The sequence below is a fragment of the Flavobacterium palustre genome, assembly GCF_014639535.1.
GTDB classification, from domain to species: domain Bacteria; phylum Bacteroidota; class Bacteroidia; order Flavobacteriales; family Flavobacteriaceae; genus Flavobacterium; species Flavobacterium palustre.
Map to the genome: position 1 here is coordinate 135858 of NZ_BMGA01000004.1, position 26763 is coordinate 162620.

The window sequence follows — 26763 nt, forward strand, 5'->3', positions numbered from 1 at the left end:
TTTAGCCAAATCCGTATTTAGATTTTGGCTAAAGCCTATGGAAAACTTTAATTTTAAAATGGCTTAAAAGCCATTTCTATTGATTTTTAAAGCTCAGATTTCACGAATTAAAAATTAAGCATAGAAAAAGAATCTGTGCTAATCTGTGTAATCTGCGGTTAAAAACTAATTTACTTTTTAGCTGCATCAATCAATTGCTGAATACTATCCCAGCTGTAATAATGAAAAGTCATTCCGTTGCTCATGGCTACAAAAAGTCCGTTTTGAAATACACCGCCTAAGTTTACACTCGTAACATCGGCTCCGTCACATTCTATGGTTGAAGTTGGAATTTCAGCCAATAACGGATATTCATTCGGATTTCCATTTACTCCTTCTCTTGGATAGACCATAAAAGTATTGGCTTGCTGATTCGACACTAAAATATAACCTTCGGTTGCTGTTTTTTTGTAAATCGCAATTCCTTCATGATCAGCTTTAAAGTCTTTTTGACCAAAAAGAGCTAATTCGTTATCATTTTTAGCAGCCGGATCAGCCACATATTTTCGGATTCCGAATTGCTCATCACAATAAATAATAGTTCCTAATTCGTTATCCACCGCAATGGCTTCTATTTCTTTTTTCCCGCTGTAATTTCCAAATTTTCGCACTACAGTTCCATCTACTTTTCCATTACCGGAATCGGTCAATTCGTATTGCCATAAATAACTTCCCGAAAGACCTTCTTTTCTGCCTACAACAGCAAAAATTTTCTGGTCGCTTGGACGAGTGTACAATGCAATCCCCATTGGGTCACGCATTGTTTCCCCTTCAAAAACCGGAATTCCTCCGTTGTCAATGGGTTCTAAATCAGGCAGACCAAACACTCTGATTTTATTATTTTCTCTTTCGGTGGTTACGGCAACATCCACTTTTTTGCCGTTTATCATTAATCCGTAAGCAATATCCACATTATTGGGTCTTTGTAATACAATGGATTTTTTGATGATTTTTCCATGTAAATCAAAGGCATACAATCCGCCATCGGTATCTTTATCTGTACCAATAACAATGCTTTTTGTAGCGTCTGTTGGGTTAATCCAAATAGCAGGATCATCGGTATCATGCGGTAATGCTTGTGTTACTACTGCCGGTTTCAAAGCATCTTTTCGAACAGGTGCTAAAGAACTCCCACAAGAACTTAATGTTAATGCTGCAATTACAGCTGCAACGATAGATTTATTTTTCATCTTATTTCTTTTAAACGAAAAAGTGACAGGATCTAATAATCCTGTCAACTTATCTTAAATTATTATTTTTTATTATCGTTGTCCGATTAAATTTTATACATAATCAACAGATCGCTACTCTGTAGCTTTATTAAAAACATCTATTTTTTACTATAAACAGTTCGCTCCTCTGGAGCTATTTAGTCCCATCGGGACTGTTCCGTTTGTAGAAAAAGAGAATCGACAAAAACAAGCTCCAGAGGAGCGACCTGTAAGTAAGCGCCATAAATACTGAATTCAAAATTTCATTTATGTTTTTTACCGGACAACAATGATTTTTTATTAAAAGTCAAATTTCAAACCAAAGTTAAAACGTGCCTGATAGTATTCTACTTGTTTCGTATTCGATTCAATTCCCTGGTAATAACGCAACGGCTGATTGGTTAAATTATTCGCTTCCGCAAAAAGACGAATGTTTGGCGTGATTTTGTAAGCCGCATTAGCATCTAAGAAAAATTGTTTGTCATAATAGCTGTCCTGATAATCATCAGCTCCTAATTCGTCTAAATAATCCGCAGCAAAATTAGTAGAAACTCTGGCTGAAAAACGTTTGTTTTCCCATGATAACGATCCATTAAACATGTGAGGTGCAGTACCTGGAAGACTTACATTATCTCTTTCGTTTCCATCTTCATCAGCTATTCCTTTGGCTTCTGATTTGGTGTATGTATAGTTCAAATACACTCCGAATCCTTTTAGAAATTTACTTTCAAAGAAATCCAACTGACGTTGTAAAGCGACTTCAAATCCGTAAACATTTACACTTTTCCCATTTCTGGATTGTACAAACGACCAGTTTTCACCTGTTGGGATTGGATTACTTTGATCTGGAAAATCAGCAGCAAACTTAGTAGTTGTGTATTGGTTATCGCTGTAATTGTAGATAAAATCATTTAATCTTTTGTAGAAAACACCTCCTGAAATCAAACCAACCGATTTGAAATAATTCTCGGCCATGAAATCATAATTATACGAATACGTAGCGTCCAAATCCGGATTTCCGGCAGTAATTTCCATATCCGAAGCAATGTTGTTTACATACGGAGCCAAAGCATAGTAATTAGGTCTGGCTAAAGCTGTAGTTGCCGCTGCTCTTAAAATCAAATCTTTTGTGGCGTTATATTGTAATGAAATACTTGGCAAAAGATTCGTATAGGTATTTTTTGTAGTGATTTCGCCTTCTAATTCTTCTTCGTCAAGAACACGATTTCCTGTGTAATTGATATGAGTAGTTTCGGAACGGAAACCTAAAACCATCGATAATTTATCATTAAAATCCTGATCCCATCTTACATAAGCCGCATAGATGTTTTCTTTAGCATTATAATTTACTGCTAAAAACTCAGCCGGATCAGCTTCTTTGTCAAATAAAGCAGCATTGTTTAAATCTAAATTCCCTAAAAAGTTAGCCGAAGCAAAAGTTCCAGGCACATATTTATCTCCCGGATTGAATCCTTTTCCATCAAAAAAGCTCGTTGGAACATCCGATAACAAAGCCATATCATCATTGATTGGTTCGTAAGCATAGAAAATATTGTTTCTCATTTTCTCTTTCATTCGCAATCTAAGACCGGTTCTCAATCTTCCTTTTTCAGCAGGAATAATAGTAAAAGGCACACGAATATTAACTTTTGCACCAAATTCACTTTCAGAAGTATCATCGGTATTTTCAGAAACGGAATCCAATTCTAATTCGTCCAATGCCTCACCGGCTGCTGTTACTAAAGGAAATTTGTTTTCTGAAAAATCCTGAAAAATATCCAGCCCTTTCTGACGGTATTCGATATAACGTTCCTCAGGGCGGAATTCTCTGGCTTTAGCATAATTAGCTGACCAGTCTAAATCCAGTTTCGAATTGATTAAATGTTCTCCGCGAAGGGAATAATTTTGAACCGTTTGTCTTTCTAACCTTCTGTTTTTATTTCGGTTATTATCAATTCCACCCTTAGTCTGACGTTTTACACGACCTTCAAAACCAATGATGTCTTCACCATCATAAATCGCTTCAATATCGTCATACGTAGTTCTGAAACGGTTTTCTCTATCGTCTCTCCAGTTGTAAATTGCATTGGCAAAAATGGTATTGTTTTCATTGAATTTGTAATCCAAAGCAATCGAAGCACTACAGCGAATACGTTGTACATCGTACTTTCTGATTTCGGCAGCCTGTAGAAATTCATTTCCAAATTCATCTTTCGTCCATTCATTTTCTACGTTATCCGAACCGTAATCTACATTATTATACGAACCGCTTATCACCGCACCAAATTTATCATTGAAATAACGATTTCCGTAAACCAAACCAGCAGTATAAGATGCTTTTTCACGAATAGGCAAATAACCTCCCGCTACTGTAGCCGAGATTCTCTCTCCGTTTGGAGTGGCTCTGGTAATTAAATTCACCGAACCTCCAATCGCATCGGCATCCATATCTGAAGTTAATGTTTTATTGACTTCGATAGTCGAAATCATATCCGACGGAATTAAATCCATTTGTACATTACGGTTATCTCCTTCAGCTGACGGAATTCGGTCTCCGTTTAAAGTCACAGAGTTCAATGATGGTGCCAAACCTCTGATGATGATGTTTCTGGCTTCTCCCTGGTCATTTTGCATAGTAACACCCGGAACACGTTTTAAAGCATCTCCAATATTAGCATCCGGAAAACGCCCTACCTGATCTGACGAAATTACGTTTCCAATATTTTTGTTGTGTTTTTGTTGACTCAAAGCTTTAGCTTGCCCTTTCAAAACATCACCTATAACTACTTCGTTTAATTGCGTTCCTGAAACTTTAAGAGCAAAATTCTGAACTGCATTTGCACCTTTAGCAACCACAAGATTAGCTGAAGCGGCCGCATAGCCTATATAAGATACTTTTACGGTATAAGAACCTTCCTGTATATTTAAAAATTCATAACGTCCATTGTAATCAGAAATGGTATATTTATTCATTCCTTCCAGCTGCAGCATTGCACCCGGCAAGGGCATTTTATCATCGGCATCCAGCACTTTTCCGGATATTACCCCTTTTTGAGCATAAGTTGCCAATGCTAGTAAAAAAAACATCACGACTAAATAATTTTTTTTCATTGTTCTTGTTTTAATTAATTTGAGGCAAAACTAGACGCCATTCATTAATTTAAACCCTGAAAAAAATTAAGCTATTGTTATGAATCATAGCTTTAAAAAATGTCTGTTTACAATAAGGTAATATTTGAAATGAAGAAACATTTTGGATTGAACTTAGGAAAGACATAGGGTATGTTTAAAATAAATTTTATTTCCCCAATCCCTAAAAGTAATCTCAAAAAGTTAAGAACTAATTCTACTAAAAAGTGCGAGCTCCCAAATATAGAAAAGCCACCCCGCCCGCTGGGCACCCCTCCAAAGGAGGGGAAATCAGACGACTTCCCCTCCTTTGGAGGGGTGCCTGAAAGGCGGGGTGGTTTATTTAACTTAATTACATCGCACTAAAAGATGTAATTTTGATGAATTTTGGACCAGATTCTTAAATCAAACAATAATCAATGGAAAGAAAATCCAAATAAAGAACATCAAAAAAATCCCAATACAAAAGATACATTTTTGCTCCCAGATTAATTTTTCGGAAACTCGCCGGAGTAAATCCATAGAAAATTTTAAATGCTGCCGAAAAATGTGAGACATCTTTATAGCCGCATTTATAAGCTACTTCGCCCACATTAGAGGATTCATTTTTAAATAAATCCTTAGCATATTCCATCCTGAGTTGGGTAACATAACTTTTTATGGTGGTTTTAAAACAGGATTTAAAGCCTTTTTTGAGTTTGAACTCGTTAAGTGAAACTAATCTGGAAAGTTCAGCAAGAGAAGGCGCATTAGTAAAGTTTTTTTCTAAGATTGATTTAGCCATCAAAAGTTTGCTTACATCTTCCTCATCTATTTGAGGCTTGTTTTCGGTTTTTTCCATTAAAGAATCCAATTGAAAAATCAGCAATTCTTTAATTTTAGCTTCCAAATACATTTTCTTTATTGAACCTTCGTATTTACAATTCTTAATTTCGTGTAGCACCCATTGAATTCCGGAGTTAAAAGGAGCATATTTAGGAGTAAGATATCCGGTTTTCTTTTGGCAGATATTTTTGGAAAATTTCTGGTGCAGCTCCCAGTCTTCGTTAATCAATTTCGAATAAAAATCGGGAGATAAAATAATGGACAGACAATTTATTTCTTCTAAAGCAGGAATTTTAAAAGTAGCTTTTAGCTGAGAAGCGTACAGAATATTATGAGTATTTTCAATTGAAAAGGATTCCTTTTCCAATTGATCAACGTGGGTTTCTAAATTATTGGAACAAATAAAATTCATCACTATCGATTCTCCGGTAATTTTGGTTTGAATGGTTTGCGGTTTTGAAAAATACATTTGGGTATCCAAAATTAAAATTCCCTCCGTAATTTGATTACGGATTGTAATTGTATCATCTTCATCATATTTTACAATGGTATTTTCCTCCACAAAAAGGCTCTTTGAATGATACAAATCATCCGTTTCTATCGAAATAAAAGCTTGCGGCTGACCTAAAATTGCAGATGTAAGTTTCAAAATAATAATCCGTTTTTACAAAGTAATAATCCGTTTTTCCCTATTTGTTTCTTGTGTTGTGATAGTATTTTTGCGACAAATTTATTTATAATAAATCTAATTAAAAATAATTTTTTCAAAAAAATATCGAAATTTAGAAATGACTACTCACCCATTTTACAATCTGCTGTTTCTTTTACTAACTATTTCAGCCTTTTCACAGCAAGATGAAACAGCCGAAAAAGTAGCTACTGTTACAAAAGTTCCCGCTACAGAAAAGAAACTAAAAAAAGAAGAAAAGATTGAAACACTAAAAACGGTTAGTATTCAGGGAAAATCAAAAAAACAAAAGGTAGAAACTTCCGGTTTTGCAGTAGCCATTATCGAAACCAAAGAAGCATCTCTAAGAAACTTAACTACCAATGAATTACTGGACAGATCAGTAGGTGTGCGTGTAAGACAAAATGGAGGAATCGGTTCCAATGTGGAGTACAACCTTAACGGTATGTCAGGAAGTACTATTGGAATTTTTATTGATGGAATAGAAGCTTCTACTTACGGTTCGTCATTCAATTTAAATAACATTCCTCCTGCGATGATTGAACGCATTGAGGTTTACAAAGGAGTATTGCCATCGCATTTAACCGGTGATTATGTAGGTGGAGCCATCAATGTGGTATTGAAAAAAGATGTTTCTAAAAATAGTTTAACTCTGGCTACTTCTTATGGTTCATTTAATACTTTTCAATCGGATCTTGGCGGAACCTATCGAGACAAAAAAACAGGGCTTTCTGTTAGAGGTTCCGGTTTTTACACCTATACCGATAACAGTTATGAAACTTGGGGAAAATCCAGCACTTACGTAAATCCTGGCGGCGATATAGACCCATATTATAGAGCGAAACGCTTCAACAATACCTATAAAAATATTGGTGGGCGAATTGAAGCCGGTTTTACCGATACCAAATGGGCCGATCAGTTTTTTATTGGCTATAATGGATCCAGTAATTACACTGAAATTCCGCATGGAATAACAATGTCAACTCCTTATGTAGGCCGATTTAGTAAAATGAAATCAAATGTGCTACTTTTAAATTATAGCAAGAAAAATTTCTTAGTAAAGAATTTAGCTTTAAATGTTAATGGTACACGTAGCTATCGTAGTACCTATCTTCAGGATACTGTGGGCTATGCTTACAACTGGGATGGAAAAATTAGACAAACACCAATACATGTAGATCTTTATGACGAAAATGGAAACCCTATATATGATAGAGATGAAAATGGCAATATTAAATACAGACCAGAAACGGGTGAACCCATCATCGCAACTGAAGAAAGATTAATTCTCTTAAAAACACTTCGAGGAGGACAACAAGGAGTAAAAACCATAACGAATACCGATAGAAAAATTACTAATATCCGTTCTAATTTAGGATACATGATTGTAGATGGTCACCGCCTCTCATTCAATCACAAATTAGAAGCCACTGACAGAAAAGATGAAGATCTTTTGAATCCATCTAAAACTGATTTTGCAACCATAAGTAAGATTACCAAGAATATAATTTCGATGAATTATGAAGCTGAAACCTTCAACAGAAAACTCCGAACCAATATTCTGGGCAAATACACCAATAACCGAAACGATCAAACAAAATACGAGATTGCTACTGTTGACGGAGTCAATTCGATTGTAAAAAAAGATACAGCTTCTATCAATAATAATTTTGGCTATGGCGCAACAGTTTCCTATAATATTCTCTCTAGTTTATATCTTATTGGCTCTACTGAAAATTCGCCTATCATGCCCAGTGACGAGCAATTATTTGGAGCTCCTGAGCGAAATATTCTGCCTAATGTAGGTTTAAAACCTGAAAAATACATTAACTATAATATAGGATTCCGATGGGGACCTTCTGATTTTGGAAAACACAGAATTTCATTATATGCAAATGCTTTCTGGCGTAATGGTTATGATAAAATTGTTCAACGAACAGTAGCTGACAATGAAATCGAAAACGAAGCCGAAGCGAATATTCAGGTAACTCAGTATGTGAATATGGATCATACACAAGCCAAAGGTTTTGAAGCCGAGATTATTTACATCTATAATAATCGATTGAATACTTCTTTTAATATTTCAAAATTCAATAACCTCGATAAAAGTAAATTAGATAGTGACGGTGATCCAAATGATTATTATGGGCATCAGGTAGCTAACGAACCTTTTTTTACTATGAATTTAAATACACAATATGGTTTTAGAGACCTATTCCAGAAAGGATCTGTACTGAATACTTATTATACTGTAGGATTTGTAGGTGAATATTATACCGCCAGAGGACAGGCGGAATGGTCAAAAACCCCCAACCAACTTCCTCATGATTTAGGGCTAAGTTATCGCTTTCCTTCGAAAAAACTGATTGCCAGCTTAGATGTTAAAAACATCTTTAATGCCGAAGTCTATGACAATTTTCAAATTCAAAAACCGGGTCGGGGCATTTATTTCAAATTGAATTACACTTTAAATAATTTTTAATAATCAAATAAATCAATATCATGAAAAAAAATCTATTTAAAATAGGATTGTTTAGTATGGCTTTAGCAGCTCTCACATTAGGAAGCTGTAGCAATGATGACAATAACAACGATTCTGAAAATAATTCCGGAAATGACGGAAAACGTTGGATTTCTCTAACAGGATCATTTCCAGATGAAGGCGGAACTGCAGGTAATGGTGGTACGCGTGCCTATGCAATTTCCGAAGAAAACGCAGCTGATCCCAACTATGTTGTTGAATTATTTAAAATGGAAAATCAAAAATATGTAAATGGTTTTGCTTTAAAATCAGAACGTACTGCCCGTGTACAAGCATCTGCTGATGGAAAATATTTATACAACATTCAATACACCGGAACCGAAGGTGGTGTTTTCAACAAATACCAGGTTAATGGTGGAGGAGACTACAAAGAAGTAGGTTCTGAAATAAACACGGCTACAATCCTTGGCACTTCTCCTCGTTGGGTAAAAGCTGCCGAAGGAATCGGAGTAGGGGTTTATGCTAGTGCTTTAGATATAGAATATGAAGGCACAGCTCCAAATTTTGTTTTCAAAAAGCGAGAAAGTGAAATTAAAATTGCAACAATCAATTTAGACAACACCTTTATTGCTAATACTGCTGTATTCAATTTCCCATTCACCGATGCAGAAAAAGCTGCTGGTTATTATGTAGGACGTATTGATGTTCCTGTATTGAACGCTGCTAAAGACAGAATCTACATCGGGTGTAATGTAAGTAAATATAATCCTGCCGGAACACCTACAATAAATACTTCAGGAATTCCTACATGGCCAAGTGATGCTGCTAATATTGATGGTACAAAAACATTGGTAGTAGATTATCCATCATTAAGAAACCCAAGAGTTCTTACTTCTACCTTAACAAAAGTTAACAATCACGGATACCGTACTATGACACAACATGTGGGAACTGATGGTCATGTTTACCAGGCAACTGCTACATCAGGTGCTGATATCTTACGTATCAGTAAAACAACTTATAACTATGATGCAAATTACCACTTTAACTTAAACACTGCTTTAGGAATAACTGGTGCTCAAATTAGAGCATGGAGATATGTTAAGGATGGTATTGCAGTAGTACTTTATACTATTTCAGGAACTAATGGTGGTTATATTGCTTTAATAAACTTAAATGATAAAACTGCAACTAAATTAGCTACAGAAATTGAAACAAATGCTGGTTTAAATACTACCTTAGGTCAATACCAAAATATTGGTGTAATTGGCGATAATGTATATCTACCTTTAACTCCGGCTGGTGCAGATGGAAACATTTACATTGTAGATACAAAAGCTAAAACAATCAAAAAAGGAGCTCAGTTAAAAACAGCTACTGGTAGTTTTTATTTAGGTGCATACTAAAAAATAACGTTTAGTTGAAATAATAAACCCCGATAAATTGAATTGTCGGGGTTTTTATTTTTATAACAAAGATGTAAAATTCAACTTACATCATACTCAAAATCTCTTTTTTGAAAGCGTCATATTCTCCCTGTAAAATCAATCCGTTGTCGAGGAGTTTTTTATAATTCTGAAGTTTAGCAAAAAGTTCGTCCTGAGTTAATTCACTTAGCTGTTTTTCTGAGGATGGAACTGCATTTTCAGGAATAGCTTCAGTATAACTGGGAACAGCCGGCAAAATTTCGGCATAATGAGTTACTTCTTCGGTTTCTATTTCTTCCATTTCCTCATTAAATTCTTCAGCAATTGTTGCTGTGTTTTGAACTGCTCCACTTTTTAGAATATCCAATTGCTCCTTAGCAAAAGTATAAATCTTTCTTGCCTGAATTTTTGGTATGTAATCAATAGAAACCGTCAAATCGGTCTTGGTCGAAAATGAGAATTCCGAACCTAAAATATTTTCCTTAACAAAGGTTCCTTCAATCTGATCCCAGGTATAATCAGTAAAATCCATCGAAAGCCCCAGGTTTTTAGGCTGACAGATAATAATTCGTTTATTGGTCAAAACAATACTGTCGGGAAAAACCGTAAGTGCCGGTTTTTTTTGAACTCCTATATATCCAATTTCCTCATTTTTCATTAATAAATCATTCAGCTTTGAAGTGATTTTTTCAATGGCTTTCGGATCTTGTTCCTCGTTTAAAAATTTCTTAATTTGATCTTTCATTATGTGGCTGAATTTATTTTATATTTGGTTAAATAGTCTTTTTAGACCTTACAAAATTAAAGTCTAATTTCTTAAATAGGAGTTAATTATCCTAGTTTTATTACTACTTTATTTCCAAAACTAAAAAAAGCCTTAGTTATTATGTAAACAACTAAGGCTTTTCAAAAATAAATTAAAGACTAAATCAATCCTTTTCGCTTTTTCTCTAAATAACCATAATACGTCAAATTATTAGGCACCTCGGTTTTAGGGAAAAAATAACTGGCAATCCATCCCACAAAAAACAATACTAAATGGCTGTAAACCCCCAACATATATTTATGGTGAGTGTAATTATAGCTACCCATATCTAACAAAAGATGTCTGCCCGCACCATTGCCTGTTGAAGTAGAAGTTAATAACGCATATCCTGTAAACAAAATACAGGCCACAAGCCCTACATTCAAACCTTTTTTATTTGCTCTGTTGACAAAAAGCCCTAACAACAGCATCCCCGCAATTCCTCCCGAAAAGATAGCATACAACATAAAAACCGTTGATAAAATTCCATCATTTTCGCCTGCAAAAACATAAAAACTGGCTACTAAAATAGCTGCTAACCCGGCTACCACAACCAGGATTTTCCCCATTCGAAGTTGGTCCATTCCTGAGCTTTTAGGATACAATCGCTTGTAATAATCATCAACTCCTACAGCTGCCAAACAATTCAAATCGGCATCCAAACTGGAAATTGCCGCTGCAATCAATGCCGATAAAATCAGACCTATTAAACCCGGTGGCAATTGTGTTGTAATAAAATGAGGAAAAACCGCATCTGATTTAATCCCCTGAGGTAATTCAACCGGATTTAAACCATAAAAAGAAAACAAAGCTGTTCCTATAAACATAAAAGCAATCCAAACAGGCACTGTAATTCCAATTCCTAGAACTGCTGCTTTTATGGCATCCTTATCTGATTTTGCAGTAAGATAACGCTGTACAATAGTCTGATCGGCTCCATATTTTTGAATAGCGTAAAAAACACCATTGATAACCATAACCCAAAAAGTAAGGTTAACAAAATCAAAATCATAAGGTCCAAAACCTATTTTATCACGATCTACAGCATAATTTACAATAGCTCCAAGTCCTCCGTCGGTTTTTAAAAGAATAACGACAATAGCAACGATACCTCCTAAAATCAGTAAAAAACCCTGAATAACATCTAACCAAATTACCGCTTCCATTCCTCCAAAAAGCGTAATGAAAACAATGGCAATTCCTATTATCCAGATTATTGTTAATGTATCAACACCGGTCATTGAAGACAAGGCCAAAGCCAACAGAAATAATACCGAACCCATTTTAGAAAAATGAGCAAAAATAAATCCTAAGGAACCATACACACGAGCCAGGTATCCAAACCTTTTTTCAAAATATTCATAAGCACTCAAACCAATTACATTTCGGTACAAAGGCACAATAAACCGTATTGAAAAAAGAAGTACAACGGGTACCATAAATCCCTGAATAAGAAGAATCCAGTTGGATTTATAACCTTCTCCCGGATAAGCTAAAAATGTTACACTACTGATTAAGGTTGCAAATATTGACATTCCAACTGCCCAGGCCGGAATATTTCCACCTGCTGCAAAATATTGATCTGTACTGGTGTTTTTTTTTGAAAACCGAACCCCAAACCAAAAGGTAACGATAAGTGATAAAACAATAATTAAATAATCAATAAAATGTAACGAGGCTCCATTCATAAGTTAAAAAGATTAAAATTTCCAGATAGACTCAGTCCATTGATAACTTCCTGGTTTTAGGGTTAAATACATTTCTTTTTTTTGGTCAATTTTCATTCTTATTACTCCCTGAGCTAATTCCTGTTCAGGGTAAAACTTTTTATATTCTAAATGCTCTATAATCGAATAAGCTGTTGCCCCTCCTTCTATCAATAACTCTTCCAAACTTACTTTGCCCAACACCTTTTTTACTACCGAAGCCAATATTTCTTTTATTTTACAAGAAACAGCAGCTACTTCATCACACTTAAGTGTATCAATAGCAATAATCACTTTGTCGTTTTTTTCAATAGCTTCAACAATTGTACCTGCCCAATTTTCAATCATTTCCTCGCAATCCCCAATACATAAAATATTTTCGGGCATATACAAAACAGTTCCTCCGGCTTGTTTGGCTTTTCGTACTACTTCCCTGCTTGGCTCGTAATTACTTCCACATACATACAATGCTTTTTTACCAAAAGACATTGTTTTAACCGCTGTTGTATTTTCTTTTTTTATTTTTCTCAAAATAGCATTGAAAAAACTCGCTCCGCCTGCGGGCAACATCGTATCATCAATTACATTAGCCCAGCCCATCAAATCTTCATTTGTGGGTGTATTGCCTATAATAAAACCCTCACGAGGTATTTTTTGTCCTAAAGAAACAGAAAAAGACTGCGCTTTGTAATCCACCCCAATTAAATCTAAAACACTGGAAGTTGTCCCTGTTTCATACTCATCACCACAAAAATCAGATTCCATCAACGGGATTTTATTCACATAATAAATGCCATCAACAATGGTTCGGTTCATTGCCGGATTAGCTGGAACCAACAAAACCTTTTTCTTACCCGAAACAGCTAATTGCACTTCTAATTCGTCTCCTATCTTTCCCCGAAGCAGCGAATCGGTTTTTTTATAAATAAAATCGGGTTGTAATTTAAGTAATTCTTCTGTAACTTCTTTGATTTGTTTTTGAGCCTCAATTTTACACAAAGACCTCGTATTTGTTGCGATTACCAAAACATCACAGTCGTAATTTGCATTTACACAGGTATCTATCGTAACGCTAAATCCGTTGCGAAGTGCAATTCCGCCTATTTCGGCAGCTCCTGTAAAATCATCTGATATAACCGCTATCATCTCCCTATCTATTGATTGTCCTTTTTACTTTTATGCAATTTAGCCGCATATTCTATGGCAAGCACCATAGCATCCGGACTGGCAATTCCTCTTCCTGCAATTTCCATTGCTGTACCATGATCCACCGAAGTTCTGATAATTGGCAATCCCAATGTTATATTCACTCCTCTTACACTTTTCATTTGTCCTTTGGACTGATCCCAGTTGAAGCCTACGGTTTTAAAAGGAATATGTCCCTGATCGTGGTACATAGCCACACAACCATCATAAACGCCACCAATTGCTTTTGGAAAAAGTGTATCGGCAGGAATTGGCCCTTCAACATTAAAGCCTCTTTTTAAAGCTTCCTGAACAGCCGGAAGTATTTCCTGCTCTTCTTCCCAACCAAAAAGGCCTCCATCACTCGCATGCGGATTTAATCCGGCTACACCAATTTTAGGATTAATAACTCCCAATTTTTTACAGGCATCATCAATAAGATATATGGTATCTAAGATTCTCTCTTTTTTAACCAAATCGCAGGCTTGTCTCAAAGAAACGTGTGTTGAAACATGAACTACTCTTAGATTTTCCTCTACTAATAACATTCCGTATTTTTTAGTATCGGTATAATGTGCATAAATTTCGGTATGACCTGCAAAAATATGTCCTGCTTTTTGAATGGATTCTTTATTGATGGGCCCGGTAACCGTTCCGTCTATTTCTCCGGCCAGAGCCAATTCGATATTTTTAACAACGGTTCTAAAAGAAACATCCCCTGCTTCTGCTGTGATTTCACCCATTTTCAAATCGGCGATATTCATATATTTCAAATCAAAAACATCTGCTGTACCTTTTTCAAATTTGGCATCAGCAATTTTTGAAATTCGATTCACTTTTAAATCCAATCCACAAAACTGAATGGCTTGTTCAAAAACATCAGCTTCACCCACTAAAACAGGGCGGCTCACCTCATAAACTCTGGAATCTAATAAGGCTTTTACAGCTACTTCGGGTCCTATACTTGCGGGATCACCCATTGTGATTCCTAATATTGGCTTTCTGTTCTCCATCATTATATCGTATTTAAGCTTTCTAAATCCTTAGCTAAATCAGCAATTTGTGTTTTTACTTCTTGTTCTTTAATCTTATCTACTTTTAACATTGGCAATAAAACTTCATTACTGCAAAGATTAAAATGTGCCAGCATCGTTTTTAAAATCGGTATGGCATTGGTCACAATTTGATTTTCCTGATATATTTTAGAAATAACATCCGTTTTTTCCTGTGCTTTTTGCGCTGTATCTTTATTTCCTTCCAGTACACTTTGGTAAATTGTACTGTACAATTGCGGTGTTAAATTTCCGGTACTTGGCACTAATCCGTCTGCTCCAAGCAACATACCTTCATACGATTTAGCTGCCCAACCTAATAAATAAGCAAAATCTTCACGGTCTTTCCATAGTCCGATAGCTTTTGCCATACGTTCTTCTCCTCTTTCTGATTCTTTGTAACCAACAATATTGGGGTGTTTACTCAATGCCTCAGCTGTTTCTAAATCAATAGACATGTTGGTTGTCATTGGCATATTATAAATAATTAATGGCAACGTAACTGCCGAAGCCAACTCATTGAAATAATTCAAAATATGATTTTGATGCAACGGGTAATAATAGGGAACGTGAGCTACAAGAACATCCACTCCTAAATCGGCATAAACCTTAGCCTGATCCAGAGATTCCTGAAAACAATTTCCCGAAATTCCGGCATACACAGTGGCTTTTCCTTTAGCTACTTCAACCGTTTTTTTAACCAAAGCGACTTTACTTTCGAAAGAAATCGAACTCGATTCTCCTGTAGTCCCTAACACAAAAGGATGACAAGCTCCCTCTACTAAATGGTTTACCAGAACGCCTACAGCATCTAAATCAATATTTAAATCGGTACTCAATGGCGTCACCATTGGCACAACTACTCCGCTATATTTTTTACTATTTTTCATTTTATTTTAACTAAAAAGCGGCTTTGTAAATCGCCACCGCATCATCTACAGCAATTTCTCTAATATTATTTTTCAACAATCGTTGTACTTTGATTGCTCCTTCGGCCAAAAGAGGAATAGATTCTTCCTTTACCCCAGCCTGCCCTAAAGTTAGCGGCAATCCACAATCGGCAATCAATTGTTTCATAATTCTCACTCCTTCTAAAGCGGTTTCTCTTGGAGTTGCTTTCTTTTCAGCACCTAAAACCTCAGCTATTCGTTCATACTTAGTCGCATCGGCTTCAATATTGTACTCCATAACATAAGGCAACAACAACGCATTGGACAAACCATGAGGAATATGATATTCTACTCCCAAAGGATAAGAAAGTGCGTGAACGGCTGCTGTATTTACAGGTCCCAGACACATACCTCCATACATACTTCCTAAGGCCACCTGACTTCTGGCTTCTAAATCAGCTCCGTTATCACAGGCTCTTTTTAAATATTTTGCAATCAATCGCACGCCTTCTAAAGCATACAAATCCACAAAAGGATGTGCAAATTTATTGGTATAAGCTTCTAAACAATGCGTTAAAGCATCAATTCCTGTAGCTGCAGTAACACTTTTAGGCAGGGAAACCGACAAAACAGAATCAATATAAGCGGCATCAGGCACTAAATACGGACTAATAATTCCCACTTTCTCTCCTAATTCGTTGACAAAAATAGCATTAGGTGAAACCTCACTCCCCGTTCCGGAAGTAGTAGGAATACAGGCCACATAAATTTGTCTTTCCTTAAGATTTCCTATTCCCTTAATTTCCTCCAGTGTTTGCGTATTTTTTAATTGAGCAGCCACTAATTTGGCTACATCCAAGACACTTCCGCCTCCAATACCCACAACACTATCAGCCTGAAAAACCTGAGCTTTTTTCAAAACCTGATTAAAATCTTCAAAAGTAGGTTCTCCTACTATCGATTCATCAGTAGCAATTTCAACTCCTTGTGATTTTAATTTTTCTAAAAAAGGTGTCAAAGTAGTTTGAAGTTCTACAATACTCAGTAAAAACATTCGCTTAAAACCTTTTTCCAAAAAATCATCTACAAATCGCTGCATACTTCCCTCCCCGAAAACGACACGATTAGGATTTAAAATTACAATCTCTTTCATTTTTTTATAATCTAATTTAGAAGCTTTTAGTGTTTATTCTCTTTTATTGGTAAAAATGTAAACGTTTACATTTTTGCCAATAAAAAAACTACTCAATACGAGTAGTCGATTTTCTCAACATTAATTCTGTTTTCAAAATCACTTTTTCTTTTATACTATTTGGATTTAAAATCCTTTCATACAACATCTCGGCTGCTTTGCGTCCCATATCAAAACCCGGCTGACGAACAGCGCTCAATGGCGGATTCAACGAAATAGACCATGGCATATCATCAAAACCGATAATCGAAATTTCCTCAGGAATCTTTATACCCTTAGCATGTATGGCCTCAAGTGCTCCCAAAGTCAACAGATTATTTCCTGAAAAAATTGCCGTTGGACGCTCTTTTAATTCTAAAATTTTACTGGCAATTTCAAATCCACTTTTATAATCGGTATCTCTTGCAAAAATCAAACTCTCATCATAAGGAATTCCGTAATCATTTAAAGCTCTTTTATATCCTGCAAGACGCTCAATATATGTAGGGATTTTAAAATTTCCGGAAATATAAGCAATCCGTTTGTGTCCTATACTCAACAAATGATCAATAGCATTAAAAGCACCTTGTTCATTATCCACCTTTACTACATCAACATCAATATCAGTTAATCCTCTGTCTATACAAACAACAGGAATATTCTTTTTTACCAGATTCTCAACTCCTTTATCTTTTCCGTGAATAGGAGCTACAATCAAACCATCAATATTTTCAGATTGTAAAATATCTAGGTATAATTTTTCTTTTTTCTCGTCCTGACCAAAATTACCAATCATAACCGCAAAATTATTCTGGTAGGCATAATCCTCGACACCTCTAACCACATCAACGAAAAAAGGATTTTGAATATCGGGAATAACCAAACCTAATAATTTAGTTTTTTTACTGGTACTTCTTAATCGTTGCGCTACGCGATTGGGCTTGTACTCCAAAGCCGCTATCGAAGCCTGAACTTTAAGCATAGTATCCTTACTTACCTTAGGATCATTATTAATTACCCTAGATACCGTGGCTATAGAAACCTTCGAATGCTCTGCAACTGCTTTTAGATTTGACAATTTTATAAAATGTAAACGTTTACATGACAAATGTGAGGAATTAAATTTTAAAAAACAAATTTTAGGCACTTTTGTTTTTTAATTCTAACAAAACCCACATAAAACACTACAAATAAAATAACCGAAGAATTTAAAATTAAGATAAATCCAAAGTTTCCTGCTGTATTTTTTTAGTTAAACTATTAAAAACCAAATCATAAGAATGATCTATCATTTCTTTCAAAAAAGAAGCAGCAACATCCGAATTCACAACCACTGTATTCCAATGGTTTTTATTCATGTGAAAACCCGGCTGCACAGCTTCAAACTGAACTCGCCATTCTTTAGCCAAATCGGGATTGCATTTTAAATTCACCGAAGGCTGACCTAGTTCCCATTGTTTTAAAGACGACAAAGCAAATATTTTGCCTCCCACTTTAAAAACCAATATATCCTGATCAAAAGGAAAATGTTCAGTCACTCCTTTTTTAGAAATACAATATTCATAAAACTCTTCTAAATTCATAACAATACTTTTTCCATTAATTTTTCCGGATGAGCCAATAATTTAAAACCAAATTTTTGATATAAAAAATGTGCATCAGTAGTGGCCAATCGCCAGATTTTAACCAATTGTAACTGTGGCTCTTTCATCATGGCATCAATCAGTAAAGACGAATAACCATTTCCACGATGATTTTCATCAATAAAAACATCCATTAAATAAGCAAAAACCACATAATCAGTAATTACTCTTGCAAAACCTATTTGTTTACCATCCAAATAAATTCCAAAGCAAAAAGAATTAGCAATACAAATTTCGACTTCTTCAATCGTTCTGGGTGCTGCCCAATAAATATCTTTTAAAAAATTATGAATAAAAGGAATATCTAATTTGGTTTTATCAGTAGAAACGCTAATCATATTTTATATAAAATAAGTTTTGACAAATCAACTTCAAAGTTGTTGTTTATCGCTTTTATAGTTTTTTTTACCGCAAAGAGTTCACCAAGCTTTTCTTTGATACTTTGCGGAAAAACTCTGCGTACTCTGTGGTTAATTCATTATTCCAAATTTAAATAAAACAAATCACTCGCAATTCCATCCGTTAAAAACTTTCCTTTTTTTGTTGGTCTCAGGATATTATTTTCGATAAAAAGCAAATCATCATTTAAAAATTTCTGTGATTGTTTCATCAAATAATCCAGATATTTTTGTCCAAATTCAGATTGAATTCGTCCCAAAGAAACACCCCAAATCGTTCGTAATCCGGTCATAATATATTCATTATAACGGTCTGCAACAGAAAGTATTTCGATTTCATTTGGAAGTTTGTTTTCCGAAATGGATTTTAAATAAATTGCATTATTAGCCACATTCCAACTTCTTGAAATCCCGTCATAACTGTGTGCCGAAGGGCCAATTCCGATGTATTTTTTACCCAACCAATAGGCAGAATTATTTCTGGAAAAATAATCCGGTTTACCAAAATTCGACAATTCGTAATGCACAAATCCATTGGCTTCAAGCGTTTCCACCAAAATCATAAAATGTTCCGAAGCCACCTCATCTTTAGGCTCAGCGATTTGTCCTTTTTGAATCAATTTATCCAAAGCCGTTTTAGATTCCACAGTCAAAGCATAACTCGAAATATGAGGAATACCAAAACTCAAAGCGGTTTCTATATTCTGTTTCCACTTGGCGTTGCTCATATTCGGAATACCATAAATTAAATCCAGAGAGATATTATCGAAATATTTTGTAGCAATTTCTAAACATTTTTTGGCTTCCGCCGAATTATGCGCCCGATTCATCATTTGCAAATCATCTTCAAAAAAAGACTGGATCCCAATAGACAAACGATTAATTCCTAATTGCTTTAATGAAATTAAATACTCTTCAGATAAATCATCTGGGTTAGCTTCCAAAGTAATTTCGGGATTTTCAGAAATGCTGTAATTATCAAAAACGGCATCCATCAGCAATTTCAAATCATTAATGGTCAATCTACTCGGCGTTCCTCCGCCGAAATAAATGGTTTCTATGACGTTATTTACAAACTCATTTTTACGCATGGTAATTTCTTTGGCCAAAGCCAAAACCATTTCGTCTTTCTTCTTCAACGAAGTCGAAAAATGAAAATCGCAGTAATTACAAGCCTGTTTGCAAAAAGGGATATGAATGTAGATTCCGCTCATTTCTTAACTCTCTCTTCATTTTGCTTCACAAAAGCATCCCAACCCGAATAACTTTTACCAACAACCGTTTTTCCAGAGTTGAAAAAATGACAAACTGCAGCCGCCAAACCATCGGTAGAATCCAGGTTTTTAGGTAATTCTTTTAAAGCTAAAAGTTGTTGCAACATTTTAGCCACCTGCTCTTTACTAGCGTTTCCGTTTCCGGTAATCGCCATTTTTACCTTTTTAGGTTCGTATTCGGTAATAGGAATTCCGCGCGACAATCCGGCAGCCATAGCCACACCTTGTGCGCGCCCTAACTTCAACATCGATTGTACATTTTTACCAAAAAAAGGCGCTTCAATCGCAATTTCGTCCGGGCAATGTGTATCAATCAACTCAATAGTGCGCTCAAATATGATTTTTAGTTTTTGATAATGATTATCGTATTTGGATAATTGTAATTCGTTCAATTGTACAAACTCCATTTTTTTATTGATAACACGTATCAAACCAAACCCCATAATAGTGGTTCCGGGGTCAATTCCTAATATGATGCGTTCGTTTGCCATATTTATTTTAATACGCTTTTCTTTATTACACAAAGTCTCTCAAAGAAGACACAGAGATTCGCAAAAATAATTTAAAATCTTAGCGTCTCTTCACGATTTCTTTGTGAATCTTTGCGAAATACTTTTTTTGCTACACAAAGCTTTTAAAAATTTAAAATTCTTTGCGGAACTCTGTGAGTCTTTGCGTTTCTTTGCGCAATAGTTCTTCGTTATGATTTCAATTCCTCACAAAACTAAGCAATTCCTAATACTTCTAATCAAAGTTTTGATTGTAGTTGGTGCGTTTTATTTTATTTATAACCAACTGGCTAATAACGATAAGCTCGATTGGCAGAAATTCATTGTTTTATTCCGAAAAAACCAATCAATTTCTGGAATTCTATTCCTTTTACTGTTAAGCGTTTTGAATCGGTATTTCGAAATTCTGAAATGGCAAAATCTAGTTCAGCACATTCATAAAATCACGGTTTCTGAATCTACAAAACAGGTTTTAGCCGCTTTAACAGCCGGTTTATTTACACCTAACGGCGTAGGCGAATATGCAGGAAAAGCGTTGTTTTTTAAAAAAACTGAAACTAAAAAAGTAATCTTCCTAAACCTGATTTGCAACGGAATTCAAATGGTTGTAACGATTATTTTCGGAATATTTGGCTTACTGTATTTCAATACGCAATTCCATATTATTACATCTAAAACAGTTTTGATTCTGTTTGGAATTTGTTTTCTGCTTTTTGTGATTGTATTTTTTTCGAAGAAAATAGACATCAAAGGTTATTCCATCGAAAAACTGATTCAAAAGATTAACGAAATCCCCAAAAACATTCATCAACGAAATATTGTTCTGGGCATTTGTCGTTATTTGGTTTTCTCGCATCAATATTATTTTTTATTCCTAGCTTTTGATGTCGATTTACCTTATTTCACATTAATGGCAGCCATTGCTTCCGTTTATTTCTTAGCCTCTTCCCTGCCTACTTTCCAGTTTTTGGATTTTGCTGTAAAAGGCAGCGTAGCCATTTATTTTTTTGGAATTCTGGGCGTTAATGAATGGATTGTTGTTTTTATTTCAACCCTGATGTGGTTTCTTAATGTAGTAATTCCTGTTGTCATTGGGAGCTATTATGTACTGAATTTTAAAACTAAAGAAATCGCATGATGCTATTTCTAATCATCATATTATCCATTTATTTTACAACTATTTTACTTTTGATTTATGGTTTTTCAAAAATAAAAAACTTTAATTCTGTTGGCTTAACGCCAAAAACAGCCTTCACAATTGTAGTTCCTTTTCGAAATGAAGCCGGGAATCTGCCTTTACTTTTAGAAAGCTTCTCAAAATTGAATTATCCAATAGATTTATTCGAGGTAATTTTGGTGGATGACGCATCAACAGATAAGTTCCAAATTCCAAATTCCAAATTCCAAATTTCGATTATAAACAATATCCGGATTTCAAAATCCCCAAAAAAAGACGCCATTACAACCGCAATTCCTTTGGCAAAAAACGAATGGATTATCACCACTGATGCCGATTGCGTCGTTTCCAAAAACTGGCTTTTGACTTTGGATAATTACATTCAGACTCATAAAGTTTCAATGATTGCCAGTACGGTAACCCATAGTGGGAACGATTCCTTTTTACATCATTTCCAACAATTAGATTTAGCCAGTTTGCAAGGTGCAACCATTGGCAGTTTCGGAATTGGAAAAGGATTTATGTGCAATGGTGCAAATTTAGCTTACACCCAATCACTCTTTCAGGAATTAAACGGTTTTGAAGGAAACAACACTATTGCCAGCGGCGATGATGTTTTTCTTTTGCAAAAAGCGATTGCCTCCCGAAGTTTCGGGACCGAAAAGATACATTATTTAAAATCAAACAATACTATAGTAAATACAAAACCTCTGGATGATTGGAAATCCTTATTTTACCAAAGAGTACGCTGGGCATCAAAAACGAGTTCTTACCAAAGTAATTTTGGAAAATTATTAGGTTTGGTCGTTTTTGGAGGCAATATTAGTTTGTTGTTTATTGTTTGTTGTCTATTGTTCAGAATAGGAGATTTTTATTCTTTACTATTTTTTATAATTACAAAATCTTTGATTGACTTTATATTGATTTACAAAACGAATCAATTCTTAAAAATCAGAACACAATCTTTTTTATTAAGCAGTTTACTGTATCCTTTTTTCAGCGCAACGGTAGCTTTGTACGCTGTGTTAGGAAAATACGAATGGAAAGGAAGATGGTTTTAGGCTGTCGAATGCGAATTAGAAAACTACTCCACCTTAACAATAACCGGAAGAATAAACTGTGTTTTTACCGGAATTCCTTGTTTCAAAGCCGGATTTACTTTTGGAAAATTCACTAATCGGGCGTGGAGAATACTGTCAATTTTAATGGTATCATAAGCCACAGAATCCTTAGGAAACTGAGGTTCGAATTGCATTCTGGAGTTGGGAAATACGGTTACTTTAACTTCAATAGTATCTAATTCAGGATAAAGAGCCGAAAGCGTATCTATTTCTAATTTTTCTTGTATTAACTGAGTCAGACTATCAAAAAAACATTGCTGGCGTTGGATTTTTTCATCTAATTTATCACAATCCACAAAAGAAGGGTATTCATCCACCTCTTTCCAATTGATTGCTTTCAATTCCTTTTGCAATAATTCTTTTTCAGAGGGCACTTGCTTCTCAAAATATTGACAAGAAGTAAAAATACCGAAAACTAGAAAAAAGTAATACTGCTTCAAGGTTGTGTTTTTGAATTCGACCAATATGGTATAAAAATACAATTATTTTTTTGAGATACTCCAGAAAGCAAATAATCTTCCTAACTTTCTGTAATTTATTTTTCAAAATTAATAAAAATTAATTTATGGATATTTTACTTTTCATTCTTGGCTTAGCCTGCATGTTTATTGGAGTACTGGGAAGCTTTTTACCAGTATTACCCGGCATTAGTATTAGTTGGTTAGGAATTGTTCTGCTTTATTTTACTAATGCTGTACCGCTTAATTATTGGATTTTAGGAACCACTTTTTTAGTAGTTGTACTTTTTTCTATTGCCAATTATGTTTTGCCTTCCAAAGGAACTCAACACTTTGGCGGCAGTAAAGCCGGGATTTGGGGAACTAATATTGGACTTATTATAGGCTTATTGACTCCAATTCCATTCGGATTTATTATTGGTCCGTTTCTGGGCGCTTTAATTGGTGAAATAGTCTTTGATACTAAAAACGTACAACAAGCAGTAAGAGCAGCTACAGGATCGGTTTTAGGAATCCTAGCTTCCAGTTTTATACAGTTTATGCTTTGTATGATTTACTTTGGGATATTTATTTCAATTGTCTGGAAATACAAAGCGACCCTTTTCAACTAAATAAAATTCACCCATAAAAAAAAGCCTTTCCGTTAAGAAAGGCTTCTTGCAAATTTGCGGTCTGGACGGGACTCGAACCCGCGACCCCATGCGTGACAGGCATGTATTCTAACCAACTGAACTACCAAACCTCTGCTTTATTGCGAGTGCAAATATACAATATAATTTCTTTTAAAAACAAGCCTTTTAAATAAAAAATGTAATTTTTTTAAAACGGCTTTAAAATCAAAAAAGCCATTCACATTTAAGTGAAAAGCTTTTCATTGGTTTAACTACTAAACCGAGGTCAGCTAACTAGGCCGACCCAACAACACAACTAACTTTAGATACCGTATAGTGGAAAAAAAAGCCTTTCTGTTACGAAAGGCTTTCCCAATATTAGCGGTCTGGACGGGACTCGAACCCGCGACCCCATGCGTGACAGGCATGTATTCTAACCAACTGAACTACCAAACCTCTGCTTTATTGCGGTGGCAAAGATACAACAGATTTCTATTTACACAAGTGTTTTTATTAAAAATAATAATATTTTTTTCAGCAAATCAACCAAAGTTTTGTTTTTCAACTAAATAAGTCAATAATATTTTTTCAAAACTTTCCCTTACACTCACCGGAACGTACTTAATTTTGTTTTGAGCACAACTCAAAGCGAGCTTTTTGAAATAAACAGCAGCTTGTTTTTCATATTCTTCTTTCACATTATCCGCAAAAACAACTATTTCTTCCCCGGTTTCTACATCAATAAATTTACGCGGCGCATTATCAAAATCAAAATTAAGTTCGGTTTTTCCATCTACCACATGAAACAAAACAACTTTATGCTTATTGTGCTTCAAATGTTGTAAAGCAGCCAACAAACGCTCTTCCTCTCCCGTTTGAAACATATCAGTAAACAAAATAATCATCGAACGACGGTGAATTTTCTCTGCAATCTGATGTAAAAAAGTAATGGTATCGGTACTTTTCTTGACTAATGGCTCTTTCAATAAGTTTTCCAAAGCATTCAATACCATCCTATGATGACGATCACTGCCTTTTTCGGGAGCATAATACTCATAAGTATCCGAAAAAACACTTAAACCAACTGCATCGCGTTGTTTCTTTAAAAGATTCATCAGAACCGCAGAAGCCAAAACAGAAAACCCGATTTTGTTTTCATAAAAATTTTGATTCGATTTTAATTTAGGATAATGCATTGACGAAGAATTGTCGATAATAATATGACAGCGCAAATTTGTCTCTTCCTCAAACTGTTTGGTATATAATCGATCTGTTTTAGCAAACAACTTCCAGTCGATATGCTTGGTACTTTCGCCTGTATTATAAACCTTATGCTCGGCAAACTCAGCCGAAAATCCATGAAAAGGACTTTTGTGCATACCCGAAATAAACCCTTCCACCACCTGGTTAGCTAGTAACTCCAAATGCTGAAAACTGGAAATTTTCCCTATTTGTGATTCAATCTTCATCTCTCAAATGTATTAAAAGATTAAAAAATAATAGAGAAAAGAAACAAGAAAAAAATAATCGATTTTCTAAATTATTTTAAACAAAAAAAGGCTTGACTCACGTCAAACCTTTTTCTCATATAAATCATAATCTTACGATTACAACAAAGCGTCTAAACTATCTGCGTAAGTTTGCTTAGGAGCAACTCCTACTTGCTTTCCTACGACTTCTCCGTTATGAAAAACCAATACCGTAGGTATGTTTCTCACTCCGTATTTAGCAGCAAATTCCTGATTAGCATCCACATCAACTTTTCCTACAACAACTTTACCGTCGTATTCGTTGCTTAGTTCGTCAATGATTGGCCCAACCATTCTACAAGGTCCACACCATGCTGCCCAAAAATCTACCATAACCGGTTTGTCTGATTTCAAAACTACTTCTTCAAAAGTAGCGTCTGTTATTGCTAATGCCATATTTCTTTATTTAAAGTTTATAAATTTAAAGTCTTTAATTCCTTAAACACTATGCAAATTTAGAAATTAAAAACTAACTAAACACTATTCCAAAATTAGTTTTGGCTATTAATGTATTGTTAATAATTATCCGTCATAAAACATCTTCGAAAAAACAGACATCCAAAAAACAATAAAAAATCCCGCCGAAGCAGGATTACTATTTATTCTTGAATTTTATTAAAAACCGATTTTCACCTAAAAGCTTAATGAACAAAATAGCCAACAAAGAACCTGATGTATTAGCCACCACATCGACAACATCACCACTTCTGCTGCTTGTTAAAAAAGTTTGAAACAATTCTATTGCTACCCCTAACACAAAAGCCATTAAAAAAACAATAACAAAAAGCTTTGTACTATTTGTTTTTTTTAAATAAAACCGGAGCGCATAAAACCACAACACACTAAATACAAAATAAAAAAAAGCGTGAATGTATTTATCGATATAAGAAATCTTTATTTCAGGAAGTTCACTTATTCTTATCAAACAGAGATATAAAATATTGACTGTCCAACACAGCGCAGCTCCAATACAAATTTTCTTAAGCACCAATCAATTCTTTATAACCTTCAGCAGTTAACAAAGTTTCATATTCAGCTAAATCAGCAACCTTAACTTTTATCATCCAGCCGTCTCCATAAGGATCTGAATTCACTAATTCAGGAGCATCTTCTAAACCAGTATTGAACTCAATAATTTCTCCTGATAAAGGAAGAAACAAATCAGATACGGTTTTTACTGCTTCAACGGTACCAAAAACTTCGTCTTTATCAAGTGTTTGATCTAAAGTTTCCACTTCAACATAAACAATATCTCCCAACTCTTTTTGTGCAAAATGTGTAATCCCTACCGTTGCAACATCTCCTTCCAGGCTAACCCATTCGTGATCTTTAGTGTATTTTAAATTTGCTGGTATATTCATAGTAATAGTAATTGAAATATGATAATTATTATTTTTTGGCAAATGTAACAATCTTCAAATTAAATCTTTTGC

Annotated in this window: 24 protein-coding genes and 2 tRNA genes; 5 read left to right on the forward strand and 21 right to left on the reverse strand. The window is 34.8% G+C overall.

Features of this window, described 5'->3' with window-relative positions:
* Nucleotides 1-170 precede the first annotated feature (170 nt).
* From IEV84_RS09755 to IEV84_RS09765, 3 genes are all read right to left on the reverse strand, one after another.
* Nucleotides 171-1229 carry a phytase gene (locus IEV84_RS09755; protein WP_188494099.1) on the reverse strand — a complete coding sequence of 353 codons (1059 nt, stop codon included), beginning with the start codon at nucleotides 1227-1229 and terminating at the stop codon, nucleotides 171-173.
* 321 nt (nucleotides 1230-1550) lie between these two features.
* Nucleotides 1551-4361 (reverse strand): TonB-dependent receptor, encoded by a 2811-nt coding sequence (locus IEV84_RS09760; RefSeq protein WP_188494100.1) that lies wholly within the window; start codon nucleotides 4359-4361, stop codon nucleotides 1551-1553.
* A gap of 418 nt (nucleotides 4362-4779) precedes the next feature.
* Nucleotides 4780-5853, reverse strand: coding sequence for an AraC family transcriptional regulator (locus tag IEV84_RS09765; RefSeq protein ID WP_188494101.1), 1074 nt, complete (start codon nucleotides 5851-5853; stop codon nucleotides 4780-4782).
* Between the two features lie 139 nt (nucleotides 5854-5992).
* Here IEV84_RS09765 and IEV84_RS09770 point away from each other — a divergent pair, with 139 nt between their 5' ends.
* On the forward strand, nucleotides 5993-8374 hold the full coding sequence (locus IEV84_RS09770; protein ID WP_188494102.1) for a TonB-dependent receptor plug domain-containing protein: 2382 nt from the start codon (nucleotides 5993-5995) through the stop codon (nucleotides 8372-8374).
* Nucleotides 8375-8394: 20 nt separating this feature from the next.
* Nucleotides 8395-9780, forward strand: a complete 1386-nt coding sequence (locus tag IEV84_RS09775; protein ID WP_188494103.1) for a DUF4374 domain-containing protein — start codon at nucleotides 8395-8397, stop codon at nucleotides 9778-9780.
* 85 nt (nucleotides 9781-9865) lie between these two features.
* Here IEV84_RS09775 and IEV84_RS09780 read toward each other — a convergent pair whose 3' ends face one another.
* The 11 genes from IEV84_RS09780 to ruvC form a co-directional block, all read right to left on the reverse strand.
* On the reverse strand, nucleotides 9866-10546 hold the full coding sequence (locus IEV84_RS09780) for a PH domain-containing protein (RefSeq protein WP_188494104.1): 681 nt from the start codon (nucleotides 10544-10546) through the stop codon (nucleotides 9866-9868).
* 179 nt (nucleotides 10547-10725) lie between these two features.
* On the reverse strand, nucleotides 10726-12294 hold the full coding sequence (locus tag IEV84_RS09785; protein ID WP_188494105.1) for a sodium:solute symporter family protein: 1569 nt from the start codon (nucleotides 12292-12294) through the stop codon (nucleotides 10726-10728).
* 12 nt (nucleotides 12295-12306) lie between these two features.
* Entirely contained in the window at nucleotides 12307-13458 is a 1152-nt protein-coding gene (locus IEV84_RS09790) for a four-carbon acid sugar kinase family protein (RefSeq protein ID WP_188494106.1), read from the reverse strand.
* Between the two features lie 8 nt (nucleotides 13459-13466).
* Complete coding sequence (gene pdxA / locus IEV84_RS09795; protein ID WP_188494107.1) at nucleotides 13467-14513, reverse strand: 4-hydroxythreonine-4-phosphate dehydrogenase PdxA; 1047 nt, start codon at nucleotides 14511-14513, stop codon at nucleotides 13467-13469.
* Nucleotides 14513-15439: a dihydrodipicolinate synthase family protein gene (locus IEV84_RS09800; RefSeq protein ID WP_188494108.1), complete on the reverse strand. Its 927-nt coding sequence runs from the start codon at nucleotides 15437-15439 to the stop codon at nucleotides 14513-14515. The genes pdxA and IEV84_RS09800 overlap by 1 nt, the downstream gene beginning before the upstream one ends.
* A gap of 10 nt (nucleotides 15440-15449) precedes the next feature.
* Nucleotides 15450-16592: an iron-containing alcohol dehydrogenase gene (locus tag IEV84_RS09805; protein ID WP_188494109.1), complete on the reverse strand. Its 1143-nt coding sequence runs from the start codon at nucleotides 16590-16592 to the stop codon at nucleotides 15450-15452.
* Between the two features lie 88 nt (nucleotides 16593-16680).
* Nucleotides 16681-17688, reverse strand: a complete 1008-nt coding sequence (locus IEV84_RS09810) for a LacI family DNA-binding transcriptional regulator (RefSeq protein WP_188494110.1) — start codon at nucleotides 17686-17688, stop codon at nucleotides 16681-16683.
* A 136-nt stretch (nucleotides 17689-17824) separates the two neighbouring features.
* Complete coding sequence (locus IEV84_RS09815) at nucleotides 17825-18193, reverse strand: MmcQ/YjbR family DNA-binding protein (RefSeq protein WP_188494111.1); 369 nt, start codon at nucleotides 18191-18193, stop codon at nucleotides 17825-17827.
* Nucleotides 18190-18591, reverse strand: a complete 402-nt coding sequence (locus tag IEV84_RS09820) for a GNAT family N-acetyltransferase (RefSeq protein ID WP_188494112.1) — start codon at nucleotides 18589-18591, stop codon at nucleotides 18190-18192. The genes IEV84_RS09815 and IEV84_RS09820 overlap by 4 nt, the downstream gene beginning before the upstream one ends.
* A gap of 140 nt (nucleotides 18592-18731) precedes the next feature.
* Nucleotides 18732-19865: a radical SAM family heme chaperone HemW gene (gene hemW / locus IEV84_RS09825; RefSeq protein ID WP_188494113.1), complete on the reverse strand. Its 1134-nt coding sequence runs from the start codon at nucleotides 19863-19865 to the stop codon at nucleotides 18732-18734.
* Nucleotides 19862-20416 carry a crossover junction endodeoxyribonuclease RuvC gene (ruvC, locus tag IEV84_RS09830; protein ID WP_188494114.1) on the reverse strand — a complete coding sequence of 185 codons (555 nt, stop codon included), beginning with the start codon at nucleotides 20414-20416 and terminating at the stop codon, nucleotides 19862-19864. Before ruvC ends, hemW begins: the two co-directional genes overlap by 4 nt.
* 211 nt (nucleotides 20417-20627) lie before the next feature.
* Between ruvC and IEV84_RS09835 the strand changes: the two genes are divergently transcribed.
* Nucleotides 20628-21572: a hypothetical protein gene (locus IEV84_RS09835; protein WP_188494115.1), complete on the forward strand. Its 945-nt coding sequence runs from the start codon at nucleotides 20628-20630 to the stop codon at nucleotides 21570-21572.
* The gene (locus IEV84_RS09840; protein ID WP_188494116.1) at nucleotides 21569-22672 is read left to right on the forward strand and encodes a glycosyltransferase family 2 protein; all 1104 of its coding nucleotides are present in this window, start codon (nucleotides 21569-21571) and stop codon (nucleotides 22670-22672) included. Before IEV84_RS09835 ends, IEV84_RS09840 begins: the two co-directional genes overlap by 4 nt.
* A 23-nt stretch (nucleotides 22673-22695) precedes the next feature.
* Here the strand turns inward: IEV84_RS09840 and IEV84_RS09845 are convergent, their stop codons facing one another.
* A complete protein-coding gene (locus tag IEV84_RS09845) occupies nucleotides 22696-23172 on the reverse strand; it encodes a hypothetical protein (RefSeq protein ID WP_188494117.1) in 477 nt (158 codons plus the stop codon).
* A 125-nt stretch (nucleotides 23173-23297) separates the two neighbouring features.
* On the opposite strand from IEV84_RS09845, the gene IEV84_RS09850 reads away from it, so the two are divergent.
* Nucleotides 23298-23801: a DUF456 domain-containing protein gene (locus tag IEV84_RS09850; protein WP_188494118.1), complete on the forward strand. Its 504-nt coding sequence runs from the start codon at nucleotides 23298-23300 to the stop codon at nucleotides 23799-23801.
* Between the two features lie 57 nt (nucleotides 23802-23858).
* On the opposite strand, the gene IEV84_RS09855 is transcribed toward IEV84_RS09850, so the two are convergent.
* The 6 genes from IEV84_RS09855 to gcvH form a co-directional block, all read right to left on the reverse strand.
* Nucleotides 23859-23932: transfer RNA gene (locus IEV84_RS09855), tRNA-Asp, on the reverse strand.
* A 251-nt stretch (nucleotides 23933-24183) separates the two neighbouring features.
* Nucleotides 24184-24257, reverse strand: a tRNA-Asp gene (locus tag IEV84_RS09860).
* Nucleotides 24258-24343: 86 nt separating this feature from the next.
* Nucleotides 24344-25270, reverse strand: a complete 927-nt coding sequence (locus IEV84_RS09865) for a DUF58 domain-containing protein (protein ID WP_188494119.1) — start codon at nucleotides 25268-25270, stop codon at nucleotides 24344-24346.
* Nucleotides 25271-25408: 138 nt separating this feature from the next.
* Nucleotides 25409-25726 (reverse strand): thioredoxin, encoded by a 318-nt coding sequence (trxA, locus tag IEV84_RS09870; RefSeq protein WP_071184740.1) that lies wholly within the window; start codon nucleotides 25724-25726, stop codon nucleotides 25409-25411.
* 199 nt (nucleotides 25727-25925) lie between these two features.
* Nucleotides 25926-26318: a VanZ family protein gene (locus IEV84_RS16610; protein ID WP_373282905.1), complete on the reverse strand. Its 393-nt coding sequence runs from the start codon at nucleotides 26316-26318 to the stop codon at nucleotides 25926-25928.
* Complete coding sequence (gene gcvH, locus IEV84_RS09880) at nucleotides 26311-26691, reverse strand: glycine cleavage system protein GcvH (RefSeq protein WP_188494121.1); 381 nt, start codon at nucleotides 26689-26691, stop codon at nucleotides 26311-26313. Before gcvH ends, IEV84_RS16610 begins: the two co-directional genes overlap by 8 nt.
* Nucleotides 26692-26763 lie beyond the last annotated feature (72 nt).